General features: G+C 42.6%; 18 protein-coding genes and 3 pseudogenes. 5 read left to right on the top strand and 16 right to left on the bottom strand.

The features are described from left to right. Positions 1 to 264 precede the first annotated feature (264 nt). The 3 genes from IM477_RS20705 to IM477_RS20695 all read right to left on the bottom strand — a co-directional run bounded on the left by IM477_RS20705 (position 265) and on the right by IM477_RS20695 (position 2,865). Positions 265 to 1,425, bottom strand: coding sequence for an aminotransferase class V-fold PLP-dependent enzyme (locus IM477_RS20705; RefSeq protein WP_287733299.1), 1,161 nt, complete (start codon positions 1,423 to 1,425; stop codon positions 265 to 267). 49 nt (positions 1,426 to 1,474) lie between these two features. Then, complete coding sequence (locus IM477_RS20700; RefSeq protein ID WP_287733298.1) at positions 1,475 to 1,615, bottom strand: hypothetical protein; 141 nt, start codon at positions 1,613 to 1,615, stop codon at positions 1,475 to 1,477. A gap of 116 nt (positions 1,616 to 1,731) precedes the next feature. Beyond that, positions 1,732 to 2,865, bottom strand: a complete 1,134-nt coding sequence (locus IM477_RS20695) for an RNA polymerase sigma factor, RpoD/SigA family (RefSeq protein WP_190720354.1) — start codon at positions 2,863 to 2,865, stop codon at positions 1,732 to 1,734. Between the two features lie 614 nt (positions 2,866 to 3,479). Here IM477_RS20695 and priA point away from each other — a divergent pair. After that, a complete protein-coding gene (priA, locus tag IM477_RS20690) occupies positions 3,480 to 5,969 on the top strand; it encodes a primosomal protein N' (RefSeq protein WP_287733297.1) in 2,490 nt (829 codons plus the stop codon). Positions 5,970 to 5,998: 29 nt separating this feature from the next. On the opposite strand, the gene IM477_RS20685 is transcribed toward priA, so the two are convergent. Together IM477_RS20685 and IM477_RS23235 are read right to left on the bottom strand one after the other, a co-directional pair. Further along, positions 5,999 to 6,925, bottom strand: a complete 927-nt coding sequence (locus IM477_RS20685; RefSeq protein ID WP_287733296.1) for a DUF4351 domain-containing protein — start codon at positions 6,923 to 6,925, stop codon at positions 5,999 to 6,001. After that, positions 6,922 to 7,302 (bottom strand): annotated as a pseudogene (locus IM477_RS23235) (DUF4351 domain-containing protein); the annotation flags it as partial. The pseudogene IM477_RS23235 and the gene IM477_RS20685, both read right to left, overlap by 4 nt. 161 nt (positions 7,303 to 7,463) lie before the next feature. On the opposite strand from IM477_RS23235, the gene pgeF reads away from it, so the two are divergent. Then, the gene (pgeF, locus tag IM477_RS20675; RefSeq protein ID WP_287733294.1) at positions 7,464 to 8,258 is read left to right on the top strand and encodes a peptidoglycan editing factor PgeF; all 795 of its coding nucleotides are present in this window, start codon (positions 7,464 to 7,466) and stop codon (positions 8,256 to 8,258) included. Positions 8,259 to 8,318: 60 nt separating this feature from the next. Next, on the top strand, positions 8,319 to 9,296 hold the full coding sequence (gene fmt, locus IM477_RS20670) for a methionyl-tRNA formyltransferase (protein WP_287733293.1): 978 nt from the start codon (positions 8,319 to 8,321) through the stop codon (positions 9,294 to 9,296). Positions 9,297 to 9,325: 29 nt separating this feature from the next. On the opposite strand, the gene IM477_RS20665 is transcribed toward fmt, so the two are convergent. Together IM477_RS20665 and IM477_RS20660 are read right to left on the bottom strand one after the other, a co-directional pair. Next, positions 9,326 to 9,706, bottom strand: coding sequence for a cyclic nucleotide-binding domain-containing protein (locus IM477_RS20665; RefSeq protein ID WP_287733292.1), 381 nt, complete (start codon positions 9,704 to 9,706; stop codon positions 9,326 to 9,328). 400 nt (positions 9,707 to 10,106) lie between these two features. Beyond that, the gene (locus IM477_RS20660; protein ID WP_287733291.1) at positions 10,107 to 10,913 is read right to left on the bottom strand and encodes a TlyA family RNA methyltransferase; all 807 of its coding nucleotides are present in this window, start codon (positions 10,911 to 10,913) and stop codon (positions 10,107 to 10,109) included. A gap of 139 nt (positions 10,914 to 11,052) precedes the next feature. Here IM477_RS20660 and IM477_RS20655 point away from each other — a divergent pair, with 139 nt between their 5' ends. After that, on the top strand, positions 11,053 to 11,274 hold the full coding sequence (locus IM477_RS20655) for a hypothetical protein (RefSeq protein WP_002759686.1): 222 nt from the start codon (positions 11,053 to 11,055) through the stop codon (positions 11,272 to 11,274). Between the two features lie 117 nt (positions 11,275 to 11,391). Here the strand turns inward: IM477_RS20655 and IM477_RS20650 are convergent, their stop codons facing one another. From IM477_RS20650 to IM477_RS20615, 8 genes and pseudogenes are all read right to left on the bottom strand, one after another. Then, entirely contained in the window at positions 11,392 to 12,222 is an 831-nt protein-coding gene (locus IM477_RS20650) for a metal ABC transporter permease (protein ID WP_287733290.1), read from the bottom strand. 100 nt (positions 12,223 to 12,322) lie between these two features. Beyond that, entirely contained in the window at positions 12,323 to 13,681 is a 1,359-nt protein-coding gene (gene trxB / locus IM477_RS20645) for a thioredoxin-disulfide reductase (RefSeq protein WP_287733289.1), read from the bottom strand. A 192-nt stretch (positions 13,682 to 13,873) separates the two neighbouring features. Beyond that, positions 13,874 to 13,999, bottom strand: coding sequence for a hypothetical protein (locus IM477_RS20640; RefSeq protein ID WP_287733288.1), 126 nt, complete (start codon positions 13,997 to 13,999; stop codon positions 13,874 to 13,876). 223 nt (positions 14,000 to 14,222) lie between these two features. Beyond that, a complete protein-coding gene (locus tag IM477_RS20635) occupies positions 14,223 to 14,810 on the bottom strand; it encodes a Panacea domain-containing protein (RefSeq protein ID WP_287733287.1) in 588 nt (195 codons plus the stop codon). 125 nt (positions 14,811 to 14,935) lie between these two features. Then, entirely contained in the window at positions 14,936 to 15,715 is a 780-nt protein-coding gene (locus tag IM477_RS20630; protein ID WP_287733286.1) for an HAD family hydrolase, read from the bottom strand. A 73-nt stretch (positions 15,716 to 15,788) separates the two neighbouring features. After that, entirely contained in the window at positions 15,789 to 16,982 is a 1,194-nt protein-coding gene (locus IM477_RS20625; RefSeq protein WP_287733285.1) for a hypothetical protein, read from the bottom strand. Positions 16,983 to 17,544: 562 nt separating this feature from the next. Then, positions 17,545 to 17,691: pseudogene (locus IM477_RS20620) on the bottom strand (STAS/SEC14 domain-containing protein); the annotation flags it as partial. Between the two features lie 99 nt (positions 17,692 to 17,790). Further along, positions 17,791 to 17,910 carry a papain fold toxin domain-containing protein gene (locus IM477_RS20615; RefSeq protein WP_287627692.1) on the bottom strand — a complete coding sequence of 40 codons (120 nt, stop codon included), beginning with the start codon at positions 17,908 to 17,910 and terminating at the stop codon, positions 17,791 to 17,793. 465 nt (positions 17,911 to 18,375) lie between these two features. On the opposite strand from IM477_RS20615, the gene IM477_RS20610 reads away from it, so the two are divergent. Beyond that, the gene (locus IM477_RS20610) at positions 18,376 to 18,672 is read left to right on the top strand and encodes a DUF4082 domain-containing protein (protein ID WP_287733283.1); all 297 of its coding nucleotides are present in this window, start codon (positions 18,376 to 18,378) and stop codon (positions 18,670 to 18,672) included. Here the strand turns inward: IM477_RS20610 and IM477_RS20605 are convergent. Further along, positions 18,669 to 18,791: pseudogene (locus IM477_RS20605) on the bottom strand (IS630 family transposase); the annotation flags it as partial. The gene IM477_RS20610 and the pseudogene IM477_RS20605 sit on opposite strands and share 4 nt — an antisense overlap.

Below are 18,791 nucleotides of genomic sequence, written 5' to 3'. Positions count from 1 at the left end.
TGTCAGTCTGTAGAGCGACCATAAGACCAGAACAGAGTAAATCTGTTAAGGCAGGTGCGGAACCCCGCAAGGGAAAGAAGCAGAAACCTAAATCGTGAGGTTTGGGAATCGCCGTCCGTTTTACGGCGGCGAGGATGTCAATAACTCCCAATCCAACTTTAAAAACTCGGTTATGGATTGTTTCTCCCCGCTCCCCGCAACGCCGATAATACCATACCTCGACTCTAGCCAGAACTGTCCGTGCGGCTCTGAAATACTCCCAGCTTATCTTTGCCCAAATAGCAAGTAATTCAAAACCCCAGCTAAATATTCATACTGCTCGATCGAATTATAGTAGTGAGCAGAAATCCTCACAATTAATGATGCTTCTCCCCAAGGAATTATCGGCACTTCAATCTGATATTTTTCCCACAGTTGTCTAGATAAATCTTCTGCTCCCCAAGCATAACTAGGAATCAGAATTGAGGACATCGCTCCAATCATTGATTCTGGACAGGGATAATTGACCTCTAAGGCATGACAAAGCAAATTTCTGGCTTTTAAAGCCAAATTACGATTCCTCGCCATCAGACCCAGTAAACCATCAATAGAGAGAGAATTTAAAAACTCGATCGCTTTTGGCACTGATAAATAAGCGGTGGGATCATCGGTTCCCATCCAAGCAAATTCTAACTGAAAACGGGAGCGATCTTGTCGAGGGGAATTCGCTCCATGGCTAATAGTTAAAGGTCGAATTATTGCCTGTTTATCCCCGCGCACATAGAGAAAAGCAGCCCCCTTGGGACTACATAACCACTTATGACAATTAGCAGTATAATAGGTGGGATTAATTGCCCCGATATTAAGGGGTAAAAAACCTAAAGCATGAGCGCCATCGATGAGAGTATCAATGCCCCGATTATTTAATTCTTGCACAATTTCTGCGATTGGCCAAATTAAGGCCGTGGGACTGGTGACATGATCTAAAACTACTAATTTTGTCCGGGGAGAAACTGATGCTAAAATTGCTTGACTAATTTCTAAAGGGGACTGCACAGGAAAGGGAATTTTAGCGATAATTACCTTTAAACCCCATCTTTTAGCTATATGTTTAACTGCATTAGTACAAGCATTATAGGTCTGATCGGTGATCAGAATTTCCTCATTTTCCTGAAAAGTTAAGGAATTTAATACCGCATTCACTGCTGTGGTTGCATTGGGAACAAAGACTAAATCATCGCTATTTACGCTGACTAAATCCGCTAATTTTTGCCTAGCAATATCTAATAAACCCTCTAATTCTCTCCCCAAAAATGCTAAAGGTTGCCTTTCCATTCGTTCCCGCAATTGTTGCTGATAATCCAAGACTATTCTAGGGGTTGCACCATAGGAACCATGGTTGAGAAAATAAATATTATCGGGAATTAACCAAGAATTTTTGGACATATTGAATTAGTTTGATTTTATTGAGAACTAGAAAAAATAATAGCTTCATCTATTTTTGCCGAATATATTCTCTCCATTCCGCATCAGTTATTTGTTCGTATTCATCGAGTAACTGCAAAGCAAAGTCAATGACTTTTTCTGGAGATTGATATTTTCCCGTTTTCACTTTCCGTTGGAGATGTACGTTCATAGGTATTATGATCATCTACTGAGAAAATCAACTTTATCTTAATTTTAAGCTAAATATCGACAAAAAAAAGCTCTCCAGGAAAAAGGAGAGAGGAGAGAACGAGTTAGAAAAAATTATTAATGTAACCATCCTTTCAGACGACGCGCAACTTGAGGACGACGTAATTTTCGCATTGCTTTAGTTTGAATTTGACGTACTCGTTCGCGAGATAAATTGAACATTCCCCCCACTTCCTCTAGGGTATAGGGTTGACTGGTAGCTAAACCATAACGGAGGGAGATAACATCTTTTTCCCGTTCCGTGAGAACATCACTTAAAACTGCGAAAATTTCCTGACGCATCATCATCTCATTCATTTTATCTTCGGGAAGTTGTAGATCATCATCTTCCAACAGATCCACTAATTCCGTATCTTCTCCTTTCCCTACACGATGATTTAAAGAGAGAGATTGACGACGCAATTGTAATAATTGCCGCAATTGTTCGGGAGTCGTTTCCAACGCTTCCGCGAGTTCCCGTTCATTGGGATTGCGCTGTAAATCTTGCTTGAGAATGCGCTGCGCTTTTTTGAGTTTATTGAGTTTTTCGACAATGTGAATCGGTAAACGAATCGTACGCGCATCATTAGCAATGGTGCGGGTGATTGCTTGTCGAATCCACCAATAAGCATAGGTAGAGAATTTATAACCTTTATTGGGATCGAATTTTTCGGCCGCACGGTTGAGTCCGATCGCACCTTCTTGAATTAAATCTAAGAAAGGAACCCCGCGATTTAAATAGCGTTTAGCGATAGAAACCACTAAGCGCAAATTAGAACGAATCATTTTCCGTTTAGCTGTTCGTCCGCGATAAAGACGGTTTTCCAGTTGACGTTCATTATCTAATTGTAAAGCGCTTGCCCATTCCGTTTTCGTCGGGGGACGATGTAAATTTTCTTGTAGTTTTTGGCGCACTTCTTCCGCTTCCATCAGAAACTTAACCGAGTAGGCTAATTCAATTTCTTCTTCCGCATTAAGCAGGGGATAACGCGCCATTTCTTTAAAAAATGCCCCAACAGTATCTTCATTGCTGCCTTTATCGTATCCAGTTCCACTACCCTTACGAGTGGTTTTTAGGGTTTCCGGTAAAGGTTCAGTCAGATCTTCGTCAGTTCTTTCAGCAAAATCCACGCTGTCTAGTTCTAAAGGATTTGTCTCCAGGGCAATGATTTGATTAAAATTATCATCAGAGGCTAGTTTAGAGATTTTCATAAGCAGTTATGGATGGAGTGGGATTATAATAGCAGGGAAAAACTCAATTTCTCCCAATGGGCTGATTGTTACATTGAATTTTCGGGGAGCAGATTTTTTAAACGTTTTCTTAATTAATGGCGGCCATTTCTGGGATACAATTGCGCGATTCTGTGTCGATGGTTACAAATCGCCGAACCAGACAATAAGATTTTCTGGTGAATGGGAGGAACTTTTTGTGTTTCTACTCATACACTCTAACTAAGGTTTTTGGTATTTGACTAGGTAAAGATCACGCTTCTTAACAATCAAGATAGCAGTCAGCTTTTTATGACTATTCTTCGCTTTTTTTATTGAGAACTATTCTCAAGTTTTGACTAACTATGCTTTGATTCAATAGCTAATAGTCAATAATTATCATTAACTTTATCAATGCTTAAGGGTGGCCAAAAATTCTTTTGGGGAGACTGCAAGAGTTAACAATCAAAATTTGTGGGCAAAAAAGCAATATTTAAACTGTTTTTAGAGAAAATTAGCTATTTTTATTCCCCTCAAGCTTTAAACTATAATTTAAATACCTCATTCTCCCCACTTGCCACTTGCCACTTGCCACTTCCCACTGATAACTGATAACCATGCTCGATCGCTGTGCTACTCTAACTGTAGCGGAACCTCGCACACCTTACCAATTAACCACAACTGGGCAACCGTGGTTAGAGGTTTTGGTTGATCGCCCTTATCCTAGAGATAGTCAAGAGGATCAGCAAATATTAACCTATAGTGTCCCCCCGGATTTAACGGTAGAAATTGGCGATATTTTAAGCGTTCCTTTCGGTTCTCAGGTAATTGGGGGAATTGCTCTTAGATTTCTCGAAAATTTGCCCGCAGGACTAGAAGAAAATCAAATTCGTCCCGTGGAAGATGTGATTGCTAAGGGCTTTTTCCCCGATAATTATTGGCAGTTATTGACGAAAATCGCCCAATACTACGCGACGGATTTAATCACCGTTGTTCGCGTCGCTTTACCTAAGGGTTTACTGCGAAGTTCCCAACGTCGCATCAGATTAAAACCAGAAGCTATTCCCCCCGGTGCGGAAGTTTTTTGTACTCCCCTCTCCCGTCAGATTTTATCCCTGCTAAAAAATCAAAAAGAAGGCGATTATTCGGCGAAATACCTGCAAGAAAAAGCCAAAAATGCTAATTACGGTATTCGAGACTTAGTTAAGCGCGGTTGGGTGGAAAGTTATCTAGAAGCACCCAAAAGTACCAATATTAAGCTTAAAAAAGCCATTACCCTGCTAATAACCGACTTTCCTGCTGATTTAACTGAAAATCAGCGCAAAATTGTCGAAATTCTCCGTCATCAGGGGGGAGAAATGTGGCTGCCAGAATTGGCACAACTCGCGGGGACAAAACATTTTAAACCACTAATTGACAAGGGTTATGTGGTGATTGAGGACCGGGAATTTCTGCGCTTATCCTCGGCGATTATGAGCAGGGATCAACCAAAAACACTCACTTATAGTCAAAAACAAGCCCTAGAAGCCATTCAAACCCTGAAAGGTGGTGAAAGCGTCCTCTTACACGGAGTGACGGGATCGGGTAAAACAGAAGTCTATCTACAGGCGATCGCACCTGTCCTAGCAGCGGGTAAATCTGCCTTGGTTTTAGTCCCCGAAATTGGATTAACACCGCAACTAACCGATCGCTTTGTGGCCCGTTTTGGCGATCGAGTCTACGTTTATCATAGCGCCCTCTCGGAAGGAGAAAGATACGATACATGGCGACAGATGTTGACAGGAACCCCGCAAGTCATTATCGGGACGCGATCGGCGATTTTTGCCCCTTTACCCCACCTAGGCATGATTATCCTCGATGAAGAACACGATAGCAGCTTTAAACAAACCCAATTACTCCCCACCTATCACGCGCGTACCGTGGCTAAATGGCGCGCTCAATTAAACCATTGTCCCGTAATTTTAGGCTCGGCCACACCATCCCTAGAAACATGGCTAGAATCCCAAGTTAATCCCAGTCTTTACCTATCTTTGCCCGATCGCATCCAAAATCGCCCCTTACCGCGGGTGGAAATCGTCGATATGCGACGGGAATTGCAACGAGGCAATCGTTCCCTGTTTAGTCAATCCCTGCGTTCATCTCTGGAAACCCTGCGCGACAAGGGAGAACAGGCAATTTTATTCGTCAGTCGCCGGGGACATAGTACCTTTGTATCTTGCCGAAGTTGCGGTTATGTGCTAGAGTGTCCCCACTGCGATGTCTCCCTATCTTACCACCACACCGACCCGGGAGCCGAAGAATTACTACGCTGTCACTACTGCAACTATGGTCGCATTCATCCGAAACAATGTCCTGAATGTGGTTCTCCCTATCTAAAATTTTTCGGTACTGGCACTCAGCGCGTCACCCAAGAATTAACCAAAGAATTTCCTGATTTGCGCTGCTTGCGTTTTGATAGTGATACCACCCGCAATAAAAATGCTCCCCGGGAACTATTAAAACAATTTACTGATGGTGAATTCGATGTCTTAGTCGGAACCCAAATGCTCACCAAAGGATTAGATATCGAGCGAGTTACCCTAGTGGGAATTATGGCTGCCGATGGTTTACTTTATCACTCCGATTATCGCGCCTCCGAACGCGCTTTTCAAACCCTCACCCAAGTAGCAGGGAGAGCAGGAAGGGGAGAAAGAGAAGGAAAGGTAATTATCCAAACCTATACCCCTGAACATCCCGTGATTAGAGCAGTGCAAACCCACGATTATGAGGGTTTTGTCGAGACGGAATTAATGCACAGAGAGAGTTTAAATTATCCTCCCTACGGCAGTTTAGTCTTAATTCGCTTTAGTGGTTTAGATGGGGAAGCAGTCCAGAAAAGTGCCGAAAATGTCGCAGAGGAATGTGTTAATAATTTGGGTTCCGATTGGGATATTTTGGGACCTGCACCCGCAACAATTATGCGCGTGGCTAACCGTTATCGCTGGCAAATTCTGTTAAAATTATCAGGAGAAAAGGCGGATATCGGTGGTATTTTGCGTCCTTTGAAAAGCTTAGTTTTACCCAAGGTAAGTATGGCGATCGATGTGGACCCCTTAACTATAGAATAATCAAGGATGAATGAGATGATCGCCATTGCTCACGGATGCAACCAGTTATCTAAATCCGTCAAAGTGTCAAAGTCTAATAAAGCGAGTCCTAAGTCTTCTAAGCGCTCCACAGGAAGGTTACGGATGGTTTCCTCAAGATTTTGCGGTATTTCCCCGAAACGTCGTTGAAGAAGTCTAATAACAAGATTGGCTTCTTGAATTCTACCCTGTTCAAGACCTTGCTGTACACCTTGCTGTAGTCCTCTTTTCAGTCCCTCTTGAACCGCTTGTTCTCTATCCTGTTGGTAAAGTGGAGCTAAACGCATAATAAACTCCCTATCCTCCTGTGTTTTTTTCGATAACGCTTCTAAATTTCTACTCAGATTATACAATAAGTTTAAAGAAGCCGATTTTAGGGGAGCATTCGGCGATAATCTGGTTAATTCGTCAATTGCTCTCTCTCTTGTTCCTCCTCTACCCAATAATCTTAGCCATAATGTCTCTGGGATTGCGGGTAATTGATGAATGACGACAATAGCTGTACCTAAACCCTCCGGGAGAAAATAAACCCCTTCTCCCCAATTGGGTTGTAATTGAGCCGTAAACAGGGATAAAATGCGCTCACTAGCTGTGGGAGTGAGAATCCATAACTTAGGTATCTCCTCCTCTGATATTCTCTGTTTATTTCTCTTTGCTTCTCTCTGGAAGATTTCACGAATAGCAAAGCGCTTGGACAGACAATCATTGATACCATCAAGGGTAATCCCATTGCGATAGGGTTCCAATAAACAGGGATTTTGGCATAATTTGCCTAATAGTCCCAACTGAGAGGGAATTTCAGAGATATTAGGACTAAAATACACATCAATTTCTTTAATTTCTGAGGTGACTTCTTTGCTGACAACTACTGTACCGTAGGGAGAAAGAAGGGTTTCTAAGAAGTCTTTGCTAAATTTATCCCAAATAAAGCGCGTCACGGATGCAACCAGTTATCTAAATCCGTCAAAGTGTTAAAGTCTAATAAAGCGAGTCCTAAGTCTTCTAAGCGCTCCACAGGAAGTTTACGGATGGTTTCCTCAAGATTCTGGGGTATTTCTCCGAAACGTCGCTGAAGTTGACGGAGGACTAACTTTGCTTCTCCTCTTTGTTCACCTTGCTGAACCGCTTGTTCCCTATCCTGTTGGTAAAGTGGAGCTAAACGCATAATAAACTCCCTATCCTCCTGTGTTTTTTTCGATAACGCTTCTAAATTTCTACTCAAATTATACAATAAGTTTAAAGAAGCCGATTTTAGGGGAGCATTCGGCGATAATCTGGTTAATTCATCGATAGCTCTCTCTCTTGTTCCTCCTCTACTATTTTTCTGATCGGAGACTACTGGCTACTGACTCCTAACCCTAACAACAATTTTTGATTTTTACCGGAGATATAAATAATCTTCCGGTTGCCGTTTGCCAAGCTCAGAACTAGGATAGGAAAGAACGAGGTATTAATGCAGCAAGAGAGGTTTAGACTGTGACCAATGTAGCGATCGATGTCCGATTAACCGAGACTTCTCTGTGGCAATGGCAAATATGGCAAGGATTGCCCTATCTTACCTGTAATCTCCTAGAGGACTGGTCCCACGGCTTTTTTACCCGTCATTATTACCCCCAAACCCCGGAAGCTTTTACGGCTGCTCTGGGGGCAAATGTACCGGTTTATCGGGTCAAACAGGTACATGGCGATCGCCTATTAAATCCCCAAGGGATTACTAACCCGGAAATTGTCGAAGCGGATGGAATTATCACCGATGCTTCCGGTCAAGGGATTTGGGTGGCCAGTGCTGATTGTACGCCCGTACTAATAGGCGATCGCTCTACTGGTGTTGGGGTGGCGATTCATTCTGGATGGAGAGGGACGGCCAAAAGGATAGTTCCCAAAGCAGTAAAGCAGTTATTAAACTCCGGTAGTTGTTTAGATAACTTAGTGCTGGCCCTGGGGCCGGCAATTGCCGGGGAAGTGTATCAAGTAGAGGCAGAAGTTGCCGCGGAAGTGGGTTTAAGTTTATTCCCCCAAGAAACCAATCCCGACCAAATTCTGGCGAATTTATTGAACCTGTCCCCCTCCCCCTTATTTGCTGACGAGGAAAAAGGGAAAGTGCGCTTAGACGTGCGACGGGTGATTTATCATCAACTACAACAGTTAGGAATTAGGGATGAACAAATTGCGATCGCTCCTTTTTGTACCTATCAACAAGAGGATCATTTTTTCTCCTATCGTCGGGAAAAAGCCAAAAAAATTCAATGGTCTGGCATAGTTAGCCGTTAATAACTCGGTGGACATTCACTGATTACTGCTCACTGATAACTGAAAAATCCCCCCCCTCCCATGCGTATTGTTTTTTTCGGAACCCCGACTTTTGCTGTTCCCACCCTAAAAAAATTATTAGCCAATCCCGATATAGAAGTAATTGCCGTCGTTACCCAACCGGACAAGCGCCGGGGAAGGGGCAATCAATTAATCCCCTCACCGGTGAAACAAATAGCCATAGAACAGCAAATACCGGTTTTGCAGCCCAAAAGTGTCAAAAAAAACGCTCGAACCTTAGATTTTCTCAGACAATCGCGGGTGGATGCCTTTGTGGTGGTTGCCTACGGACAAATTCTCTCCCCAGAAATTCTAGAGATGCCGAGATTAGGCTGTATTAACGTTCATGGCTCAATTTTACCGAAATATCGGGGAGCAGCCCCCGTGCAGTGGTGCATCGCTAGGGGAGAAAAAGAAACCGGCATTACCACCATGTTAATGGATGCGGGCATGGATACCGGACCGATGCTACTGAAAGCCTACACCCCGATCGCTCTTTTTGACAATGCCGAACAGGTGGGAGCAACCCTAGGACAAATGGGGGCGGATTTGCTCCTAGAAACCCTCTCTAAGCTCGATCGAGCAGAAATTACCCCAATTCCTCAAAATAACGACGATGCCACCTATGCCCCTTTAATTCAAAAATCTGACTATCTAATCAACTGGCAAGATTCGGGCCGGAGAATTCACGATCGAGTCCGGGGTTTTTATCCTCATGCGCTAACCACTTTCCGGGGACAACCCCTAAAAGTGATGGCCACTATTCCCCTAGACGATCCTAGTCAACTTCCTCCAGAATTACAGACAAAAGACCTTTCTCATCTAAGCGGAGAAGTGGGATCGATCGTGGCTCTCTGGAAAAATTTCGGGCCGGTAGTGCAGACGGGTGAGGGTTTATTATTATTAAAAGAAGTGCAATTATCGGGAAAATCACCGCGTTCTGGTGGGGATTTGGTCAATGGTTCCCGTTTAACTATCGGTGAGATTTTCGGTCAATAGTTTTCAGGGGATGGCTTTCCTTTGCTCCTCTATGCTTCACTGGTGAAGATTTTTTTCAACTTGCGAAAGCGATCGGAATAACTTCTTAACACTTCGATCGCAAACATGGGAGTTTCCTGCACGGCAAATAAAAACTGCGGTTGATTGAGATAGGCTAATTTACAATCAGTTTTGGCAATAGCTGTGGATTCTCGCAGTTTATCCCCATGCAGGAGCGCTCCTGCTCCAAATACATCCCCTTTTTCTAGAGTTTCTATCAATTGTCCCTTGACATACATCTCCACTTCTCCGCTAAGAATACCGTACATTAACTCGCCCTCCGTGCCATCGGCAAAAATAACTTCACCAGCTTGAAAAGTGCGATCGGGATGATTTTCGAGAATTTTAATCGTATCTACGGGACTTAACATGATTTAACAATGATTTTTTTGGGTTATCTCTCCCATTTTCCGATATATTGAACTCCCCGATCATCGTTTTTGTATGTAAGAATACATCCCCCATCTCCCCAAGAGTTGTCTGGGGGTGGGTTGGAAACTTCTCTACCTGACAAAGATTCGGTTTGACTCTCAGAAATGCTTTGTTTAATCCTTGTCGGGGAGAGAAAATTTCCGTCTTCATACCTTTATCCTCTTCCTACCCAACCCGATTTTTGAGTCTATTTTTTTCTCTCTTATCTTCCCTGAAAAACCCTATATATATGGGCGCACGGATTCCCATTATACATAAAGTATAAAGCAAGTCTCGCCATTTGTCAAGGGTTTTCTGAAAATCTCCCCCACTTCCCACTTCCTTGACAAAACACCGGGGTTAAAACTGTTCGATCGCTGCTTGGGTGATTTCTGCGATCGCTGCTAAACTGGGACTGACTTGGCCGATATCGGTGGATAACCAGAGAAGATACTCCACATTACCCGCAGGTCCGGTAATGGGAGACCAAGTTAAACCCCGATAGAACCATCCTAAGACTTCGGCGGCCTGTAAAACCTGAAAAATAGCCCCCGCTTGGTCTTGGTGGTCGCGAACTACCCCTTTTTTGCCGACTTTTTCCCGTCCCACCTCGAATTGGGGTTTGACTAATAAAATCGCTTCTCGCGGTGGATTTAATAGCGTCCACAGGGTCGGTAAAACTTTGGTCAAAGAAATAAAGGACAGATCCATAACTGCTAAATCGGCGGGTTTTTCCTGTCCGTATAACTTTTCTGGGGTTAAATAGCGAAAATTAGTTCTTTCTAGTAAAATAACCCGTTCATCCTGCCGTAAACTCCACGCCACTTGTCCATAACCCACATCAACCCCATAAACCCGTTTTGCCCCTTTTTGCAAGAGACAATCGGTAAATCCCCCCGTGGAAATGCCTCCATCTAAACAAATGAGATCGCGGACATCGATGGCAAACAATTCTAAGGCCTTAGCTAATTTTTCGCCCCCCCTTGACAAATAGGGCAGTTTCTGCTTAACCTCGATCGCCGCTGACCGATCGATTTCTGTGGCAGGTTTATCGATGATTTGATGATTGACTTTCACCTCTCCAGCGCGAATTAATCGCTGTGCCTGTTGACGGGAATCACAGAGATTTTTGGCTACTAATAATAAATCTAATCTTTGTTTCGGCAAGGAAGGCCTCCCAATAATCAGCGCCTAATTCTAAAAAATACCTTATTTTTCCGCAAGCAATCCCAGAAGGAAGATTATAACTAAAGATAGGGACAAACGGAACCCATCAGCTAAATTTTCGCTGCCATCCCGATATTTTATGGATAAAGAGACTCGATTCGCCATTTTAGTTATTGGCATCCCCTTTCTAGGACTAGCTTACTGTGGCTTGATTTTTGCCGTGATGATCTATTGGGTGTGGGGCCGGGAACATCCCGTGACCATGGCCACTTTTTTCGTCCTTGCTCCTTCTTTGATTTCTGGCTCTATCTGGCTGTTAGCCTCCTATAAAGCCCGCCAAAAGCAGCGTTTAGGGTTATAATTGGCGGGACTATCCCATCGGCCTCTAGAGAACAACTAATGTGGGGCAATATGGAGGTGAATTGCCTTCACCCTCCCCTAAATAACTTTTTCTGATCAGCACAACTAGGGAAGAGACTTAAAGATGAGATATTTTTCTGGTGATAGTGAGCATCAAAGGTTTCCAAGTAAGACTGATTAAATAACCCAATCCTGCCACTAAAATAATTGTCGCCCCCGAGGTGAGATTTAAACTATAGGATAACCACAAACCAACTAAAGTAAAGACAATTCCTAGAATAATCGCTAGGATCATCATTCCCTTCATATTTTTAACAAATTGTCCACTGATAGCGGCGGGAATAGTTAGTAAAGCAATTACCATAATTAATCCTACCACCTGCATTACTGCGACAATAGTTAAAGCGGTTATTCCCATTAAACCTAAGTAAATTATCTCCACGGGAATATTGCGAATAATCGCAAAGGTTTCATCAAAAGATATGGCTAACAACTCTTTATAAAAGATACTAACTAAGGTGATAATTAATATATCTATGCCCGCCATTATCCATAAATCATCCCTCGGTACAGTTAAAATACTACCGAAAAGATAACTCATTAAATCAGCTTTATAACCGGGGGTTAAATCAATAAAAATTACCCCAATCGCCATACCAATCGCCCACATAACCCCGATTAAAGTATCGGCTCTCTCCCGGATGCGACGCTGTAAAAAACCCATGCCTAAAGCCGAAAAAAAGGTAAAAAATATCGCCCCCACCAGGGGATTAATCCCGAAAAAATAACCGATTCCTATCCCTCCATAGGCAGCGTGAGCGATTCCACCACTGATAAAAACCACGCGATTAACTACTACCAAAGTACCAACAATCCCACAGGCAATACTAACTAATATTCCTGCGGCGATGGCATGGCGCATAAAATCAAATTGTAAGGCCTCTAGCATAGGGTGTGGGGTGTGGGGTGTGGGGTGTGGGGAGCTTTTTCAGTAAACAGTAAACTCAAAACTCACATCTGATAACTGATAACTGATAACTGATAACTGATTATTGATAACTCTCAATTACTTGACGAAAATCGCTTTTTTGTTTGACTCCGCGCATTTCTTTTACTAATTCCCGCTCCTTAAAGAATTGTACCGTGGGAGTCCCGGTTACTTGACCCATTTTGGCAATTTCTGGGTCAGCTTCGATGTCAATTTCCACAAAATAAATTTTGCCATCGTACTCATCGACCACTTTATCTAAAATCGGTTTCAGGGTTTTACAGGGGCCACAGGTGGGAGAAACATATTTGACCATTAACAAGCGATCGCCATCGTGGAATAATTTCCGCAGAGCATAACCCCCAACGTGACGGGTTTTGTGAATATCAAAAGTTTCCTCCGTATCGGCCGGGGTTTCGCTAACGGTTTTTGTCTCGTAATGTTCAGAAGTGGCTGATTGACGGTATTCTTGGATTAAATTATGCTCCGATAACCATCTTTCTGCCAATAACGCCGCCATACACCCCGTACCTGCGGCAGTGATTGCCTGACGGTATTCGTGGTCCTGCACATCTCCGGCGGCAAAAACCCCCTCGACGCTGGTAGCAACAGTCCCCGGTTTGACTTTCACATAACCCACCTCGTCTAATTCTAGTTGTCCTTGGAATAGGGAAGTATTGGGAGTGTGACCGACGGCATAAAATAACCCTCTAACGGCTAATTCGCTGATTTCTCCCGTTTGCGAGTTTTTAATGCGTAATCCTGCCATTTTACTGCCTGTACCGAACACATCCACTGCTTGGGTGTGAAAATGAACGGTAACTTTCGGATTATTTAACACCCGGTCCTGCATTGCTTTCGAGGCACGCATCGCTTCCCCGCGTATCAATAAATGGACGTGAGAGCCGTATTTAGTTAAATATACGGCTTCTTCTGCCGCCGAGTCACCGCCACCAATCACAGCGAGGTTTTCCTCTCTAAATATCGGTGTAGCACCGTCACAGATAGCACAAGCGGAAATGCCGTTACTCCAGAATTGGGCCTCGCTGGGTAATCCTAAGCGTTTGGCAGTGGCTCCCGTGGCGATAATAATACTATTAGCCTTAACTTCCCGGTCGGTGGAACGAATGGCAAAAGGACGCTGACTTAAATCCACCGAGATAACATCTTCGGTATAGCATTGGGTCCCCCATCTTTCGGCCTGTTCCTTCATTCTTTCCATCAGCTTCGGACCGGTGATTCCTTCGGGAAAACCGGGGAAATTTTCTACTTCTGTGGTGGTCATCAATTGTCCCCCCGGAATGCCTCCCGCTTGGAAACCCTCAAACATCAAGGGTTTTAAGTTCGCACGCGCCGCATAAATCGCCGCCGTATATCCCGCGGGTCCCGAACCAATAATGACTAAATTCTCGACAGTCATAACCGTAAATGCAACTCATAACGACTACGCTTTTTAGTATAGCAGCATCAGTTATCAGTTATCTGTGTAATACTAAATCCGGTTATTAAAGACTGATTATCTATTTCTCCTTTTGCCTATCCTTATAGGTAGCCTATACTCAACGGATTTAGTGTAATATTCGTCGTAACCCACCAAGAAGTAGATTTCTGCCTAAAAATCCAGAATATCTCGGATAATAGCTTTTAAATCGGCATCAGCAGGACGTTTGACAAACTGCTCATGGCTGTAAATCCAAACCAGTTTAACTGTGTAGGTAGTCGCGCTCACTAAATACATTAATCTAATTTGCCCCGCAGCACCTTTTGAAACCCGGATATCGAGCTTGTGAAAAGTCCAGCCTTCCGGCAACTGAATTTTCCCCGGTAGAGGTTCCTAGCGGGAGTTATGGGGATATTGGTCGTCGATTAAATCCTCTAAAGTTTTGGTAATAAGTTCAACAAAGCTATTTTTGTGAACTTTTGCCAGTTTTTTGAAAGAGCGCTCGAAGTTGTCAGAAGATTCAATCGAGAAGGGAATTGAGCCAGTCATGCACTTCTCCTTTCCCAATAGGATGAGAAGATTCCGTCGCCAATACCTCCTTCAAAACTTCAGACATGGCTGCTTTGTAGGCCGGATGTTCCTGTTCTATCAAATCAAGCTTTTGATAACCTAATGCTTTCATATCATCAAGGAGAATTGGCTCTGTGGAACTTTCTTCTGGTGGCAGACCTTTACGAGCCTTTTTCCAGGGAAATTCCGCGTGAGTCATGTCACTCAACCGATAGGCGTGGTAGTTACCGAAATATTGCCAAATTTCTGCTAAAAGTTCTTTTTTCTCCGATGGCAGCCCAGACAGGCATTCTTGGCGAGGAATTGGTAATTGTTCAGCCTCAAAATCACTGTAGAACTTATAGGCAGCAGGACAAACCGGACCGTAACGCCATGCTTGAATTTCCTCCTTAAACAATGGTTCATCGTATAGGGCCAAATGCAAGCTCTGTGCATAATATAAAAGCTTTTGGACTTTCATATTAGTCATTTCAGCGTCCATACCATCCTCGTAAGCTCTGATAATAAAGTAGCGAGCCACAGTCAGGCAGTCAATCATAGATCCACAAAATTTCTAAAATATCGACCTATGACCATTGTAGAAGAAATTGACAATTAGTACAAGTGTATAAAGAAAGCTTAACAATGCTCATGGGGTAATGGGCGAAGTTTTAATATTTTTCGTCACCGACTCTGCCAGTGGGTAAAGTCTGCCGCAAATTGAGATAGGGATAAAAGCTTAATACGGGTATCTTGAGCAACTTTTTGGCGCATTTGGGCCGTATTATATCCCCAATCGGCTAAATATAAGCCCACATCGTTTAAATCGGCTTGTTGCTCCACTAATTCCAACGCATCGAGACGATCCTCGACAAACCACAAATTAGCGGGAGATTCTGGTAAATCAGCTAGTATTTGCTGAATAGTCAGGTATTTCGGCTGTTTAATTTCCTTGCCAATTAATCTCGCTGCTGGAAAATTAATTGCTACTTTTTGTAACAATTGCTTGACAAAACGGCTTTCTTTTGTAGTGATGATATAAACCAAAAAATCCGAGTCTAAAAAAGAGGCCAGGCGATCGATTGCGGGTTGATAAAATTGATGTAAGGCTAACCAAGACTCTAGATCCGACTCAATCCATCGATCTCTAAGACCATCGAGGGCATTTGAGAGAACTTTTTTCGCTATTTTCTCCCTTTCTAGCAGATTTTGCCGAATTGACGGCCAATTATTTAAAGCTTCCCCGTCGGGAATACCGAGAACAAGCGATCGCAACAGTAAGGGCATTTCCCAACCGGTTTCGATAACGGGACGAAGTTGCGAAAAACTAGGGAAAAAATCCTCGGGAATTATTTCCGGCCAAAGGGTTTCATAGGTGCGTTTGCTAATCTGAAAATACTCGATCATGCCATCACAAAGAACACCATCAAAATCCAGTGCTAGAATGCGGGGGGATTGACTCATAAATGCTGGTTTAATCTCAATAATGGCAGTATAGCGCAGCGAAAATTAAAAAATTGTCCAAGACATCACGCTATTAGCTATTCTTTGCTTCATCGTTGATATAACATAGCTGTCTGATGATTTCGGTGACAGAATTTTTCAATCCCTCTACATGAATCCAGCCCACATATACAGCATATACAATATTTTGATGATTGTCCTGTATATAAACATGATGAACACGATATAAATCTGAGCTTAAATAAATATAACCACTGGCATCTTTGAATTTACCTTCTAGTAATATTTTTTCTTTTAAAGGTTTCATTTTTACCAGATCTTTAGTCACTCCAGATATTTTAGCTATTCTTTCTATGGCAAGATCAACACAAGTGTTATGACTGTAACTATCGCCATGATTATAATCCTGCTGATTAAAATAAATTGTCTCTACGATATTTTTTGCCACTTTATCTGATGCTAGGTAATAGGTATGAGCATTAAGGGAATTCAAGACTACGGCAGCAATTTCTACAGAATCAAAAATATTGCCAGTCGCTTCTAGATAATAATCGCTCATTAACATCTTGGATACATCGGTTATGGAATCAAAAAGAGGACGGATTGGATAAGCGATAATATCGGAGGAATTGATCAGATTATTCCAGAGTAAACGACGGCCTTGATGCTGGCTAATAAATTTTTCAATTTGATTAGTATCAATGCCTAGAGTTAGATTTAAAAATGGGATCGGTGAACCCATTGTTGTTACAGTAGATAGGGAAAGTTTGCCCCGTTCTTTACCGATAAGATCACGAATTTCGTGAGCGGGATCCTGAGGGTCAAAACGCTGGGAAAATAACAGATCCCAAAGGATTACAGTACCCCAAGAATGGGCGACTATATGTAATTCGCTTTCCCTGGGGTGAGCTTGAACAAGATCGATTAATTGATCGGCAATAATGCGGCGAATTTGGGTTCCTCGATCGCTGCCTAAATAGCTAAATGCGTCACCAATAAAATAAGATAAATACTCTTTTCTAAAATTTTGATAGCGAAAGGATTGCTCGGGGTTAAAATTAATATTTTTCTGTTTTTGTGTCTGTAATTCTTGCTCGATATCTCGCCATAATTTTTCGGTTCCTTTGAGAACATTTCCCCAAAATCCTGCATAACAGTAGGGAATCGTCCGATTTTTGCGTTTACATTCTTCTTCAATTAGTTTGATTAATTTATTGGCATAACTAGCATCTCTTGTTGCCACTCCGTGAATAAAGTAAATCAGCATAATAGGTTGATCTCAATAAGCGTTGATCGGAATCTCTTACCTTCTTAATATACCCTTCTAGCTTCAGAAAAATATCAGGATGGAGCGAGATATAGTAAGGCACAATTAAGGTCATTTGTCAAGAGATGGTGGAGTGATTATTTAGGTTCTCTCTCGACTGACCAATCCTCTGAGGATAATCCCATAGTTTCTACTACTTTTACACAAAAATAGTAGATATCTTTGGAAGATTTACCGATTATTCCTAGTATTTATCACTCTAACACAGTAATTTGGCACTGCCCAGAATCATGGCGGTGGGTTACGCATTGCTAACCCACTCTCAGGGTCCACTTCATCTCCCCGATGAAGTTAAATAAAGTTACCTGCCACCAGATTATTACTATTAACCAATCCCAAAAGAACCGAGGAAGCGTTGCTTGAAAAAGCAGCCTCAGCACCTTGAATAATCAGTGCATCTAAGCTACTACCATCGGTGCTGATGGTGAAGACATTACCACTGTAGCTACCAGAAAGGTAGTAGTTTGTACCAGAAACCAGACTAGAAGTTAAAACCCAAATTTTCGATGATTACGCCAGCAAGGCCACCAGTGGCTTCAATGTGGGGATCCACTGCCTCCGCAATCTTGATGAAATCTTCCGCCGCAAGTGCAGATGTAGGTCGCATATAGAGAATGCTATGCGCCGCGTCTAAATTATAATCTATCATAGTTTGCCTCTCCCAAATGGTCGAAGTCTAACTATATGCTATCACAAATAGACGGTTTCACCAGAATTACTAGACGAGCTATAGTCCCCACATTGTAGCTTATAAACTCTTCACTTTGGCAATGAAAATCTTTAGCCAATCCTCTCGTTTCATTCCTTGAGGAGACAGATGATCAAATACTCTTCCCCTTACTTCTACCCCATAGTGTTTTCCATTGATCGTAATTGATCGATCTGAAGAAATTGAAGTGGGAAAGAAAGCCTATCAGGAATATTTAGAAGGGCGCGATCCTGGCAAGTCCTTAGTAAAGTTAAAGGCTGAGTTAGGATGTGGCGTTACATAATCTTAAAACCAGCCGAGCGTTATCTAAAACGGTTACAGCCCCGCAGCCAAGAGCGCATCTTAAATGAACTGGATAAATTGCTGCTTAGTCCTACCTACTCACAATCTTAGTTCATCTCTTCCGTAAAGGGGTGGGCTGTTCACAACCGATTCGGTTCTGCGGTTTCTTTATAGAGATTAAGAAGGAAATATAAAGATTTATTAAATTGTAGCTTTTAATACAGTTATGGGGGGGGACTGTGTATAGTTCTGCTATTCGCGGGTTTGGGTTAGGCTGTTGCTTGATCTGGCTGCGAGGGTGGCGATCGCACTTAAAATATTTAGCAAAAAAGAGAAGTTAGAATGCTCAAAAACTTAGCCGCCGTTTCTACTCTAGTCATTCCTTTTTTATTTTTTCCGACTCAAGCTCAAGCGAGCGTTGCTTTACAAAGCTTTACGGGTGGTTCTCTGTTCAGAAATTTTGATGCAACGAACATGACGGTGGGATGGTCATTTACCGCTAATGACAATCTCTCGGTAACTTCTTTAGGGTTATGGGATGAAACTCCGGCAGACCCTTTAGCCCAAACTCATCAGGTTGGTTTATGGAGTTCAACTGGAACTCTGCTCGGTTCCGCTACTAAGCTTTTACGCATTTAAGTTACATTGACAGCATTACCCTTATTTTTAAGTTTTCTACTCCATTTAATAATCAATCCCCCTTCATTTAAAAGCTGATTGACTACTTTTTCCAGTTCTTCTTTATTTTCAAATTCTCG

The organism is Microcystis sp. M090S1 (assembly GCF_020246295.1).
Taxonomy (GTDB): domain Bacteria; phylum Cyanobacteriota; class Cyanobacteriia; order Cyanobacteriales; family Microcystaceae; genus Microcystis; species Microcystis aeruginosa.
This window is presented reverse-complemented; position numbering and strand designations above follow the sequence as displayed.